Consider the following 12994-nt stretch of genomic DNA (forward strand, 5'->3'; position numbering starts at 1 on the left):
GGGAATACAGTGAACCGTTATTTTTCTCTCATTCCGCTTGTTATTTTAATAACAACGGCTTGCGATCGGAAAGCGCCTGAAATTACGCCGTTACCGCGGATGGTCAAAGTCGCCGAGGTGGTGGCTATCGGTGATGCGCAGCAGCGCGTATTTCCCGCCCGCATTGAGTCCGGGGACTCCACCGATTTGTCTTTTAAACGCGGCGGCCAGATTGAATCTCTTGATGTCCGTCAGGGAGCCGCTATTACTCAGGGGCAGACCCTTGCCCGCCTCAGCGCCCGGGAAGCGCAGCAGCGCGTGAATGAACGGCAGACCGCCGCTACCCTCGCCCAGCGGCAGTTCGATCGCTTCCAGACGCTGGCCGGGCGTCAGGCGATTTCAAAGGCGGAAATGGATATCCAGCGGGCCAACCGCGACGCCGCTAACGCCGCGCTGAAAATCGCCCGCGAAGAGCTGTCGCAAATGACGTTGACCGCCCCGTTCAGCGGCGTTGCCGCCAACGTGCCGGTACGTAACCACCAGGTTGTCGCCGCCGGACAGCCCATTGTGACCCTGACGCGAAACGATCTGCTCGACGTGGTGTTTAGCGTTCCGGAAAACCTCTTTACCGCGCTGGATATTCGCAACGCGCAGTATCGTCCTGTCGTCAAAATTAACGCCATGCCGGATCGCCAGTTTACCGCCGACTACAAAGAACACACCGGCAGCAGCGACAGCAGCACGCTCACCTGGCAAATCATACTGACTATGCCGAGGCCGGCCGACTTCCCCGCGGTGGGCGGCGTTAGCGGAACGGTGACAATCAACCTGGCGAACCTGCCCGCCAGCGCCGGACAAAACGCGGTGGTGGTGCCGGTTGAAGCGGTGTTTAACCCGGATAATCGCCCGCGCAATGAACCCCACGTCTGGGTGGTACAGGGAAGCGGCGACCAGCTCAAGCTGGAAGAGAGAAAAGTCGGCGTGGGCCCGGTGACCTCTCAGGGCGTGGTGATTACCGAAGGGCTCAGCGTCGGCGAGCGCGTCGTGGCGGCAGGCGTCAGCGAATTACATGCGCAACAGCCGGTTCGTATCTGGACGCGTGAACGAGGTTTGTAATGGATATTTCCCGCCAGTTTATTAACAACCCGGTCCGCGTCTGGCTGACCATTTTGCTGCTGGGCATCGGCGGGATCTTCGCTCTGCTGAATATTGGCCGCCTGGAAGATCCGGCGTTTACCATCAAAACCGCGGTGGTGGTCACCCACTATCCCGGCGCGTCGGCGCAGCAGGTGGAAGAAGAAGTCACCCTGCCGCTGGAAAACGCGCTGCAGCAGCTGCCGTATCTCGACAACGTCAGCTCAATTTCCTCCAACGGTCTGTCGCAAATTACCGTCAATATCGCCTCGCGCTACCACTCCCGCGAGCTGCCGCAAATCTGGGATGAACTGCGCCGCCGGGTGGGCGACGCCGCCCGCCAGTTCCCTCCCGGCGTCGCCGCTCCGTTTGTGAACGACGATTTTGGCGATGTCTTTGGCTTCTTCTTTGCCCTCTCCGGCGAGAGCTTTACCAACCCTGAGCTGGTTCGCTATGCCGAGCAGCTGCGTCGTGAACTGGTGCTGGTCCCCGGCGTCGGCAAAGTCGCCATCGGCGGGGCGATCCCCCAGCAGATCAACATCGATATCTCGCTGGCGAAAATGGCCGCCCGCGGAATCACGCTCAACCAGCTGGCGGCGATACTGAGCAGGTTGAACGTGGTGTCTAACGCCGGTGAGATTAAATCCGGCAGCGAATCGATTCGCCTGCATCCCACGGGCGAGTTTGCCAACCTCGACGAGCTTGGCGACCTGTTAATCAGCCCGCACGGCTCGGCAACGGCGACGCGGCTGCGCGATATTGCCACCCTCTCGCGCGGGCTGAGCGAATCGCCTTCCAGCATTTACCACGCCAACGGCCGACAGGCGGTCACTATGGGGGTGTCGTTTATACCCGGGGTTAACGTGATTGACGTTGGCCGCGCGCTGGAAAGCAAGCTGGAGCAGATGTCGGCGGAAAAACCGGCCGGAATCAACATTGACCTGTTCTACGATCAGGCGGCGGAAGTCGCCCATTCGGTCAACGGCTTTATCACCAACTTCCTGATGGCGCTGGCGATTGTGGTTGGCGTGCTGCTGATCTTTATGGGCGTACGCAGCGGCATTATTATCGCCCTGTCGCTGGCGCTCAACGTGCTCGGTACGCTGCTGATCATGTACCTGTGGGGTATCGAGCTGCAGCGTATCTCGCTGGGGGCGTTGATTATCGCCCTGAGCATGCTGGTCGATAACGCTATCGTCATCGTCGAAGGCGTGCTGATCGCCCGCCAGCAGGGGTCAACGCTGCTCATGGCGATTAACTACGTGATCCGCCGTTCGGCGCTGCCGCTGCTGGGGGCCACGGTGATTGCCATTCTCGCCTTTGCGCCGATTGGCCTGTCGCAGGACTCAACCGGGGAATACTGTAAATCGCTGTTCCAGGTGCTGCTGATTTCGCTCATGCTGAGCTGGTTCTCGGCGCTGACCATTACCCCGGTGCTGATTAAATGGTGGCTGTTTAAAAATCAATCACAGCCGGTAGCGCGGGCCGACGCCAACCCGTACGGCGGGCGCTTTTACCGTCTGTACCAGCAGGCTCTGCGTGCTCTTCTGCTGCGCAAAACCATTACGCTGACCGTCATGGCGGCGCTGCTGGCCGCCGCTATCTGGGGATTCGGCTCGGTGCGGCAAAACTTTTTCCCCTCGTCAAACACGCCCATTTTCTTTGTCGATCTCTGGCTACCCTACGGTACCGATATCGCGACCACCGAAAAGATGACCAGCGATATTGAGACCACCATTAACGGCCAGCCGGGCGTGGTCACCACCGTGGCCACCGTAGGTCAGGGCAGCATGCGGTTTATCCTCACCTACAGCGGGCAACGGCAGTACAGCAACTATGCGCAGATCATGGTGCGCATGGACGACCAGCGCAGCATTGCCGCCCTGACGCAGCATGTGGATCGCTATATTGCGCGCAACTACCCGCAGGTAAACGCCAGCACGAAGCGCGTGATGTTCGGTCCCTCCGGCGACAGCGCCATCGAGGTGCGGATTAAAGGTCCGGACCCCGACCGTCTGCGCCTGCTCGCCAGCCAGGTTGGCGATATCCTCTCCGCGGACCCGGCCACCGACGGCGTTCGCAACGACTGGCAAAACCGTAGCAAAGTTATTCGTCCGCAGTACTCCCCCGCGCTTGGGCGCGAGTTAGGCGTTGATAAACAGGATATTGATAACGCCCTGGAGATGAACTTCTCCGGCAGCCGCGTTGGATTGTACCGTGAGGGGGCCGACCTGCTGCCGACGATCGTCCGCCCGCCAGCCGCCGAGCGCCAGGACGCGAATCACCTGAATAACGTGCTGGTCTGGAGCCAGAGCCGCCAGCAGTATATTCCGCTCAGTAACGTGGTCAGCGGCTTTCACCTAGAATGGGAAGATCCGCTGATTCTGCGCCGCGATCGCAGCCGGGTGCTGACGGTACAGACCGATCCCGACCCGCTCAGCCACCAGACGTCGGGGGATATCCTGTCCCGCGTGAAGCCGCAGATTGATGCGCTCGCTCTGCCGCACGGTTACAGCATTGAGTGGGGTGGCGATGCGGAGAACTCCAGCGAGGCGCAGCAGGGGCTGTTTACTACCCTGCCGCTGGGTTACCTGGTGATGTTTGTCATCACCGTCCTGATGTTCAGTTCGCTGAAAAATGCGATCGCCATCTGGCTGACCGTGCCGCTGGCGCTGATTGGCGTAACGCCGGGCTTTTTAATCACCGGGATCCCTTTTGGGTTTATGGCGTTAATCGGTCTGCTGAGCCTGAGCGGAATGCTGATCCGTAACGGCATCGTGCTGGTAGAAGAGATTGAACAGCAGAAACAGGAAAAAGCGCAGCAGGAGGCGATTATTGATGCCGCCACTTCGCGTCTGCGCCCTATCCTGCTGACGGCGTTCACCACCGTGCTCGGCCTGGCGCCTTTATTACTCGACGTTTTCTTCCAGAGCATGGCGGTCGTTATCATGTTTGGTCTGGGTTTTGCTACTATTCTGACGCTGCTGGTTCTGCCGGTAATCTACGCCTGTTTCCACAATCAGAATATGAAGCGACAACCATGAACAGTACCGGATTAAATATTATTAAAACGCTGGGATGCATGACGGCGGTGACCTTCTTCACCATTTACAACACCTGGGATAGCTATGATTATGACTATCACTGGATCCTCGGGTTTTTGACGTTTATTTCCACTATCGCCACGCCGCTGTTTTTTGTGGTGGCGGGATATCTGGATTCACAGTCTCGCCACGACTCACAATGGCAGTTGGGCAAAATCAAAAGCGTGGTGATCGTCTTTCTGTTCTGGATGACGGTGTACTATCTCTGGGAGCCCTACCAGCGCGGCTATCTTATCCAGCCGTGGTTTGTATTTGCGTTTATCGTCATTTACACCTTTCACCCGGTTATCGAGTGGCTCAGCCAAAGACGCACAGCGTTCTTTGCCGCGGTGTTCACGCTGCTGCTGCTCTCGTATGGTTACGATCTTTTGTCCGCGCTGTACCCGGATGTTCATGCGCTGAGCCTGGCGCCGCAGTACCGCCTGTGGACCTGGCTGCTGTTTTATCTGACCGGTCAGCTGTTCAGCGACCCGCTGGTCGCCGACTGGCTCAGGCGAGAAAAAGTGGTCAAAGGCGCGATGATCGCCATTCCGTTTATTTACCTTTTTACCTGGTTTTACGAGCGGCATTTCTTTTTCGCCCTGTTTAAGGCCGACAGAAATGCGTTCATTCTGACCGGTTCACAAATCTATATTCTGGTGGTTGCGCTGGTTATTGCCGCCAACGGCGTGCGGTTTCGCAAAAACAGCGAGTTTAAAGAGACCCTTCTCGCCACCATTAGCAAAACGATGACCGGCGTCTATATTCTCCACTACTCCGTTTTTCACCTGCTCACCGCGTTTATCCCGATTAACTCGCTGGGGACAAAATTAATGCTGATTGTCCTTACGTTTATCACTTCGGTACTGATTTCGATGCTCGCGCTGTCCAATTCGGTGGTCAAAAAAGTGATTACGATTTGACGCTCGCCGGTTCAGGTCATGGCCGCCTGCGCATTTAAAAACCGTAGCGCAGCCAGGCAAACAGTACGTTGCCGTTATTATAGGTGCCGGGAATATAGGTGAACTGCACGCTCAGACGGCGGTAGCTGGCGGAGAAGAGCGGCAAAATAATCGGCAGAGGTACGTAGTTGGCAAAGTCATCGCGGGCGGTGATCCCGGCGGTGACGCCAAGACCCAGGCGAAAGTCACGACGGCTATCAAGATACCAGCCCTTTTCCCAGCCGTAGCCGACAATCGGCTGCCACTCGTTGTGCGAATCTTTGAACATCATGGCGTAGAGCGAACTCCAGTTACCCTCCGCGTTATATCTGGAAACGCCGAAACCTCCGCCCCACGGCATTTCATTATAGTTATCCGTTTTCTCTTTATCGTACATAAAGCGGTTGTGCCAGCTGAGAAACGGCAGATATAAATCGTAGTTTTGCGGCTCATTCCAGGTCTGCGAGACGTCGTTTTTCAACCAGCTCCACCAGCCGCTGATGCGCTGCTCGCCATAGACCTTCGTTTCAGCCTGTACCGACAAGGCGAAAATAAACGCTATTCCCCACGCTAGCCGCAGACAACGTCGCATCGTTTTATCCTTAAAGAAAGTCGCCCGGTGTTCATTCAGTTTGGGAACAAAAAACAGGCTTTGCAAATATCAACCAACAAATTTTCTGCACCGTCCCGGGCTAATTGCAAGTCCAGTTAAACGCCCGTTTCAGGACAGAGAGCGCCGCCGCGGTGATTTCATTTCCTTGCCGCTGGGATTATGATGGCGCTAATTATCCTTTCTGCCCGCAGTGATTGAGAAATAGATGGACTTCATCAGCATTATTATGTCGGCGGGGAAAACCTCCGTCGATGTGGCGCTTTATACGCTGTTGCCAATCATGGTCGTCATGCTCATCGTGATGAAATATCTGGAGGTCCGCGGGGTACTGGACGCCATCGTTCGCTGGCTCGCCCCGCTGCTTAAGCCGTTCGGCTTAACCGGGATGAGCGCTTTTGCCCTGATTCAGATGAATTTTGTCAGCTTCGCCGCCCCGCTGGCGACCCTCGCGATTATGGATAAACGCGGCGCTTCGGACCGGCATATGGCCGCCACGCTGGCGATGCTTTTCGCCATGGGTCAAGGCAACGTTTTCTACCCGTTAACGCCCTTCGGCCTGCACTGGCTGGCCTCAATCATCATTTCGATTGTCGGCGGGCTGTGCGCCGCCGCGGTCACCTGGCATATCGCCGGCCGCAGGCTATCGATGGTTGAAAACGTGCGGGCCGACGCGCTGCCTGAGGCGGAGCAAAATAGCCAGGGGATTATCGCCGTTATCAACAGCGCCGGTGCCGACGCCATCCGCCTGGCCCTCGGCGCGGTGCCCATGCTGATCCTGTCGCTGGCCATCGTCGGATTTATGCAGGCGGCAGGCCTGATTGAGATGCTTCAGCGCCTGCTGCTGCCGCTGCTGCTGTGGCTGAATATTCCGGTTAACTTCGTGCTGCCGGCGCTGGTCAAATGCGTTGCCGGCGGTACGGCCTATTTCGGCGTGGTCTCCGAGCTCGTCCAGCAGGGTAAAGCGACCGTAAGCCAGATCAACGCCTCGGCGGGCCTGCTAGTGCAAACGTTCGATCTTCCCGGCATCGGCATCTTTCTGGGCGTCAGCTCGCGCTTCGTACGCCTGTTCCGCTTCGCCGCGATTGGCGCTATCGCCGGGATCGCCATCCGCACCGTGATGCACCTCACGCTATTCTGAGGCCGCCTCCTGCGAACGGAGACAGGCAGCGATATCCGCCTGCTCGCTACAGGCGATATGATGGTTAATGCGCGCCATCATCCACGGGAAAAACGGGTTGGACGTGACGCGCATCAGCGTATCCAGCCCGACGCTCAGGGTTGAGGTTTCCCCGCGTAACGAGATCGTGCCGATGCTGATCCCGTAGCGATTTTTCTCCGCCGGTTCGCGGCCATAGAGCGAGTCGGTCAGAGGGAACGGCACCGCCACGTGCGATAGCGAATACATATCCTGCGGCCAGGCGATATTCAGCGGCGTCACGGTTTCGCTTCGCATCCCGGCAAGCGTGGTGCGAGCCACCGTCTCGTAGGTGTCGGGCGCGGCGTTGGTAATCACCGTGGTGCCGTAGGGCCGAGGCGCCGGCGGCAATAACGTATTCACCGCCGAATAGAGCGAGGGACGAAATAGCGCGCGCAAATTCGCCGCCTGGTTAATGTCGAAAATCACCAGTTCGCTACCGTTATCCGGCAGATAACGATAGAGCGAATCCACCACCGCCCGGGTGCTCACCGTTGAATCCATCACCGACTGAAAAGTTAACACCGGCGCCAGTTCAGAAAGCCGCTGACGCTGCGCTTCCTGCACGATTTGCTGCTGCAGCGCCTGCGACAACAGCCATGACTGCCTTGCCGCCTTCACCGGGAACGAATTGTATTTATAGGGATTAAACTCCGGGACGACGTTCAGCCACGCCGCGCGGGCGAAAGCCGGGAATACAGAAGGCAAACCGGCCAGCCCGGCAAAACGCGCAAACGCGGTAACGCCAATCATCGGCGACAGCAGGATGACCTGCTGCGGCCGGCGCAGCGATTTATCCTCAAGGCTATCGAGGGCGTACTTCAGCGCCAGCGCCCCGCCGTTGGAGTAGCCAACCACGTGCAGCGGCGCGTCATCCCCCGCCAACCGCGTCGCTTCGCGCACCGCAAGCCGGGTTGTCGCTATCCACTCTTCGCGGTCCACGGCGGTGAGCGCGCCGGGGGCGGTACCGTGTCCAGGCAGCCGCGGCGCGACGGCGACAAATCCCAGCTGCTGATAGCGCTGCGCCAGATAATGTACGCTGTAGGGCGAATCCGTCAGGCCGTGCAGCAGCACCGCCGCGCCGCGCGGTTTGCCCTGCGGCAGCAGAATAAAGGAGCGGTTCCAGTCGGGATGAAACTTATCCGGATAGACCAGACTTTGCGCGTAAAAGCGGTTAATGGCCGTTTTTTCATCGTCGCTCAGCGTGTCGGTAATGCTGCTTTTCATATCGCGGAAAATCGCCGCTTCCCGCGTCTGGTATTCGGCAAAAGTGGCGCGGTCAATCTCGCTGGCGCTCATTTCATTCGCCGTCCAGGTATGCCAGCGGTGCAGCGCCGGACCGCGCTGCGATTCGTAAATACGGCCAATAAAAAAGACGATCACGACCACCAGCAGCCCAATGATGGCTTTTTTCGCCACCGAGACTAATCTTAATCCCGACTTATTCAGCAGCCGGGTAAAACGCATCATTGCCATATTTCTGTCCGAATTATCTCTTTAGCTGCCAGGGTGGGCTATTATGCAGAAGGAATCCGATCCTGCGATTCACTTATTAAACATAGACTAAACCAACCGCCTGTTCTTATTGTCAGATGAGGAGCAAACATGAATTATCGCCGGAGTGTAACAGGTCAGGAATAAACAAATGGAATGGTGGATTAAGAAACTACGCGAGGCCTCGACGTCTACACATACCCACGCGGTTCTGCAAAGCGGCCAGCTAACCATCATTGCGGAACTCACTTCCTGTGGCCGGCGTCTACAGGAGGGCGATAAGCTGACGCCGTTGGCTAACGCGCTGTACTGCATTAACGACAATAAGTCGATCACCCTAAAAGTGCTCAACGCCACGCATTTCAGCGCTGAACGCTGGGGCGCCATCGCGAATATCACCGCGCATTAATCGACATCCCCCAGCATCAACTGGTTCTAATCTCAGTACTTTCTCAACTAAGCGGGTTAAATTGTCCTGCGCCTTTTTCAGTCTGTGACATACTAAGCAAAACGTCAGCAGAGCAGAAACAAGGAGTACGTCATGAATCAGAAAGCCGCCAGGCTGACCCCAGAACAGGCGCTTACGCAGCTCGAAGCGCTCTATGAAAAATCGGTCAATGCGCTGCGTAAAGCCCTCGGCGATTATATTCACCATAATATCCTCCCCGAGAATAGCGCCCGTGCGGAAGGACTGTTCGTTTACCCGCAGCTGTCGGTGTCGTGGGACGGAGCGGAACATAAAGCGTTAAAAACCCGGGCCTGGGGTCGCTTCACCCATAGCGGTTGCTATACCACCACCATCACCAACCCTAAACTGTTTCGCGCCTATCTGCTGGAGCAGCTCACCATGCTGTATCAGGATTACGATGCCGCGATTACCGTCGGGCTGTCGCAGCATGAGATCCCCTATCCGTACGTTATTGATGGCTCTGAACTCACGCTCGATCGCTCAATGAGCGCCGGCCTGACGCGTTTTTTCCCCACCACCGAGCTGTCGCAAATTGGCGATGAAACCGCCGATGGCCTGTTTCATTCGACGGAATACTATCCGCTTTCCCACTTCGACGCCCGCCGCGTCGATTTCTCGCTGGCGCGCCTGCGCCACTATACCGGCACGCCGGTTGACCATTTCCAGCCGTATATGCTGTTTACCAACTACACCCGCTACGTCGATGAGTTCGTGCGCTGGGGCTGTAGCCAAATTCTCGATCCCGAGAGTCCCTATATCGCCCTCTCCTGCGCGGGCGGGATCTGGATAACGGCGGACACGGAGGCACCGGAGGAAGCGATTTCCGATCTGGCGTGGAAAAAGCACCAGATGCCCGCCTGGCACCTGATAACCAAAGACGGACAGGGGATCACGCTGATTAATATTGGCGTCGGCCCGGCAAATGCCAAAAATATCTGCGACCATCTGGCGGTGCTGCGTCCGGACGTCTGGCTGATGATTGGCCACTGCGGCGGCCTGCGTGAAAGCCAGAATATCGGCGACTACGTGCTGGCCCATGCCTATCTGCGCGACGACCACGTGCTGGATGCGGTGCTACCGCCGGATATCCCTATTCCGAGCATCGCCGAAGTTCAGCGCGCGCTCTACGACGCCACAAAGCAGGTCAGCGGCATGCCGGGCGAAGAGGTAAAACAGCGGCTGCGTACCGGAACGGTGGTCACTACCGACGATCGCAACTGGGAGCTGCGCTACTCGGCCTCAGCGCTGCGCTTTAACCTCAGCCGCGCGGTGGCTATCGATATGGAAAGCGCAACCATTGCCGCCCAGGGCTATCGCTTCCGCGTTCCTTACGGCACCCTGCTGTGCGTCTCCGATAAACCGCTGCACGGCGAGATTAAGCTGCCGGGACAGGCTAACCGATTCTATGAAGGGGCCATTTCCGAACATTTGCAGATTGGTATTCGGGCGATTGACCTGCTGCGCGCCGAAGGCGACCACATGCATTCGCGCAAGCTGAGAACCTTCAACGAACCGCCGTTCCGCTAAGCGCTGATATCATACGAGCAGAATACACTCAGTCCGGATCGCGTGAAATATTTACGCGGCCACCAGCCGGACTGAGCGTTATAAAATAAAGCGTTTATTTTCGTTAGGGGTAAAAATTTCTCAGAACACATCCATACGGGATATCCGCGCAATATTATTATTGCTATGCCAATTAAAAAAATAAACATTTTATTAACATATCAGCATCATTTGCCCCGTGGTCATAAAACGCCCAGCCAGGGCCTGATTAACACTTGAATTGAGTCTTGTAACCTCTTAAATTAATTAGATAAATTCACACGGAACAAAAAAGCGGTACAAAATAGCCAGCGCCAGGGAGAGATTAAAATAATCAAAGAGTTACCTATGGGCGCTACTCTACTCTGGAATCATCCTTTAATAGCGACAGGTTATTTGCAACAAATACCTTGTTACTAAATTACCAGAGATAAAATTGCGCATGTCGACAGTAAGCAACCATGGATATGCTTATCTATCGCGACCGGCAATGTACTATTTTCGTAAAAGTATGGACGACAGCTTTATGAAATTAACCGTAGGGAATATCCGCCTGTTTATTTTATTAGCAACTCTTTTTTTCTGGACTGCCGCGATCGGGCTAATTTCCCTTATTGTATCCTGGTTTTAAGACCCTGATGGTGCGCAGGGAATGTTCTTGTGCCCCGGCGTTGCCACCATCGTGGCTATGGAATAGGAAAGCAAAAAGCCCGCTTAAGTTTCCTTAAGCGGGCTTCTTAAATATGGCTCCTCTGACTGGACTCGAACCAGTGACATACGGATTAACAGTCCGCCGTTCTACCGACTGAACTACAGAGGAATCGTTTGAACGAGGCGCATATTATCGATGGCGCCCCACCTTGTCAAAGGCTGTTTTCACATTTCAAACCGTTTGCCGAATAATTCTCCACTTTGGGCGAAAAGTCCCGTTTCGCCCACCGCATGTTACGTTTCTTCAACCTGCGCGCGGGTCTCGTCGGCCTGCGCTTTCGTTCGCGGATACTTCCACAGCCAGCGCCCGCTGACCATCCGGCAGTAAAACAAAACGCCGCGCACCGCCCAGTCAAGCACCATACCCAGCCAGACGCCGATCACCCCCATTCCCAGCACAATCCCCAGCGTGTAGCCCGCCACCACGCGACAGCCCCACATGCCGAGCATTGAGACCCACATGGTGTAACGCACGTCACGCGCTCCTTTAAAGGCGCACGGCAGCGTCCAGGCCATCGCCCAGATCGGCATAAAGAAGGCGTTCAGCCACAGCAGCTCTTTCACCACCACTTTGACGTCCTCTTCGCTGGTATAGAACGAGGCGATCAGGCCGGCAAGCGGCGCGGTTCCCCAGGCGATCGCCGTCAAAATGATGGTCGACAGCCAGAAGACGTGCCACGCCTGACGCTCCGCCTGAGCGATCTGCCCTTTTCCGAGGCGTCGGCCGGTGATAATAGTCGATGCTGAACCGAGCGCGTTCCCCGGCAGGTTGATCAGCGCGGCCACGGAGAAAGCGATAAAGTTACCGGCAATCACGTTGGTCCCCATCCCGGCAACAAACATCTGCGTCAGCAGCTTACCGCCGTTGAACAAAACCGATTCAATGCTGGCGGGGATCCCGATGCCCATCACTTCCCAGATAATGGCGAAGTTAAACGGCTTAAAATAGCTCTTCAGCGAAATGCGCAGCGCCGGGTTAAAGCCGATCATTAGCACCCAAATGGTGGCCACCGCGCCAATGTAGCGGGCAATCGTTAATCCCAGCCCCGCCCCGACAAACCCCATGCCGGGCCACGAGAAAATGCCGTAAATCAGGATGCTGCTGATAATAATATTGAGGATATTCATCCCGCCGTTGATCAGCAGAGGAATTTTGGTGGTCCCGGCGCCGCGCAGCGCGCCGCTGCCGATCAGGGCGATTGCCGCCGCCGGATAGCTCAGCACCGTCAGCTCCAGATAGGTCAGCGCCAGACCCTTTACCTCTTCTGTCGCATCCCCGGCGACAAAATTAATGATTTCCGCGCCGAAGGCATGGATGACCGCCGCGAGAATAATCGAGAACAGGGTCATTATCGCCAGCGACTGGCGCGCTGCCGCCCTTGCCCGCCGCCGGTCCCGTTTGCCCAGGCTAAACGCCACCACCACGGTCGTACCGAGGTCGATGGCGGCAAAAAAGGACATGATCACCATATTGAAGCTGTCGGCCAGGCCTACGCCCGCCATGGCCTCTTTACCGAGCCAGCTGACCAAAAAAGTACTCAACACGCCCATCAGCAATACGCAGGCGTTTTCCAGCAAAATGGGGACCGCAAGCGGGCTGATTTCACGCCAGTAGAGGACACGATAGCTCTTGCGTTTTTTAAACCAGGACGTGCGTTCGACGGACTGGCGTAATGCGGCGGTGACGTTCAAGGGAGACCTTAGTGAGAAAAGTTGAAACTACATTTCAAATGATGATAGAGAAAAGCTAATCCTGCAAAGCATTTTTCCCGATAAATTGTCGATAATGGCGACAATTTGTTGATGGATGCGCCAGTTGAGCCTCGGACG

At 56.5% G+C, this 12994-nt stretch carries 9 protein-coding genes and 1 tRNA gene; 6 read left to right on the top strand and 4 right to left on the bottom strand.

What is annotated here, in order from left to right:
- Positions 1-9 precede the first annotated feature (9 nt).
- From ABLU67_RS16160 to ABLU67_RS16170, 3 genes are read left to right on the top strand one after another with little or no spacing between them, the layout of a single operon-like run.
- Positions 10-1095 (top strand): efflux RND transporter periplasmic adaptor subunit, encoded by a 1086-nt coding sequence (locus tag ABLU67_RS16160; protein WP_348852375.1) that lies wholly within the window; start codon positions 10-12, stop codon positions 1093-1095.
- Positions 1095-4157 (top strand): efflux RND transporter permease subunit, encoded by a 3063-nt coding sequence (locus ABLU67_RS16165; protein WP_049083413.1) that lies wholly within the window; start codon positions 1095-1097, stop codon positions 4155-4157. Before ABLU67_RS16160 ends, ABLU67_RS16165 begins: the two co-directional genes overlap by 1 nt.
- 38 nt (positions 4158-4195) lie before the next feature.
- Positions 4196-5119 (top strand): acyltransferase family protein, encoded by a 924-nt coding sequence (locus tag ABLU67_RS16170; protein WP_160741211.1) that lies wholly within the window; start codon positions 4196-4198, stop codon positions 5117-5119.
- Positions 5120-5153: 34 nt separating this feature from the next.
- On the opposite strand, the gene pagP is transcribed toward ABLU67_RS16170, so the two are convergent.
- Positions 5154-5729, bottom strand: coding sequence for a lipid IV(A) palmitoyltransferase PagP (pagP, locus tag ABLU67_RS16175; protein WP_025106074.1), 576 nt, complete (start codon positions 5727-5729; stop codon positions 5154-5156).
- A 226-nt stretch (positions 5730-5955) separates the two neighbouring features.
- On the opposite strand from pagP, the gene ABLU67_RS16180 reads away from it, so the two are divergent.
- Positions 5956-6888, top strand: a complete 933-nt coding sequence (locus tag ABLU67_RS16180) for a nucleoside recognition domain-containing protein (RefSeq protein ID WP_014229906.1) — start codon at positions 5956-5958, stop codon at positions 6886-6888.
- Here the strand turns inward: ABLU67_RS16180 and ABLU67_RS16185 are convergent.
- Entirely contained in the window at positions 6880-8415 is a 1536-nt protein-coding gene (locus ABLU67_RS16185; RefSeq protein WP_014229907.1) for an alpha/beta fold hydrolase, read from the bottom strand. The genes ABLU67_RS16180 and ABLU67_RS16185 overlap by 9 nt on opposite strands.
- 175 nt (positions 8416-8590) lie before the next feature.
- Here ABLU67_RS16185 and ABLU67_RS16190 point away from each other — a divergent pair, with 175 nt between their 5' ends.
- The gene (locus ABLU67_RS16190) at positions 8591-8848 is read left to right on the top strand and encodes a histidine kinase (RefSeq protein WP_014229908.1); all 258 of its coding nucleotides are present in this window, start codon (positions 8591-8593) and stop codon (positions 8846-8848) included.
- Positions 8849-8980: 132 nt separating this feature from the next.
- The gene (locus ABLU67_RS16195) at positions 8981-10435 is read left to right on the top strand and encodes an AMP nucleosidase (protein WP_014229909.1); all 1455 of its coding nucleotides are present in this window, start codon (positions 8981-8983) and stop codon (positions 10433-10435) included.
- A gap of 762 nt (positions 10436-11197) precedes the next feature.
- On the opposite strand, the gene ABLU67_RS16200 is transcribed toward ABLU67_RS16195, so the two are convergent.
- Together ABLU67_RS16200 and ABLU67_RS16205 are read right to left on the bottom strand one after the other, a co-directional pair.
- Positions 11198-11273, bottom strand: a tRNA-Asn gene (locus ABLU67_RS16200).
- Positions 11274-11398: 125 nt separating this feature from the next.
- Entirely contained in the window at positions 11399-12856 is a 1458-nt protein-coding gene (locus ABLU67_RS16205) for an EmmdR/YeeO family multidrug/toxin efflux MATE transporter (RefSeq protein WP_025106072.1), read from the bottom strand.
- Between the last annotated feature and the right edge of the window lie 138 nt (positions 12857-12994).

Origin of the sequence: Klebsiella sp. GN_Kp190 (assembly GCF_040061795.1) — a bacterium.
Taxonomy (GTDB): domain Bacteria; phylum Pseudomonadota; class Gammaproteobacteria; order Enterobacterales; family Enterobacteriaceae; genus Klebsiella; species Klebsiella michiganensis.

Excerpts from the sequence above, each read along its gene's own strand:
- ABLU67_RS16170 (WP_160741211.1), top strand. The coding sequence starts at position 4,196 with ATGACGGCGGTGACCTTCTTCACCATTTACAACACCTGGGATAGCTAT.
- ABLU67_RS16185 (WP_014229907.1), bottom strand. The coding sequence starts at position 8,415 with ATGATGCGTTTTACCCGGCTGCTGAATAAGTCGGGATTAAGATTAGTC.
- ABLU67_RS16165 (WP_049083413.1), top strand. The coding sequence starts at position 1,095 with ATGGATATTTCCCGCCAGTTTATTAACAACCCGGTCCGCGTCTGGCTG.
- pagP (WP_025106074.1), bottom strand. The coding sequence starts at position 5,729 with ATGCGACGTTGTCTGCGGCTAGCGTGGGGAATAGCGTTTATTTTCGCC.
- ABLU67_RS16195 (WP_014229909.1), top strand. The coding sequence starts at position 8,981 with ATGAATCAGAAAGCCGCCAGGCTGACCCCAGAACAGGCGCTTACGCAG.
- ABLU67_RS16180 (WP_014229906.1), top strand. The coding sequence starts at position 5,956 with ATGGACTTCATCAGCATTATTATGTCGGCGGGGAAAACCTCCGTCGAT.
- ABLU67_RS16190 (WP_014229908.1), top strand. The coding sequence starts at position 8,591 with ATGGAATGGTGGATTAAGAAACTACGCGAGGCCTCGACGTCTACACAT.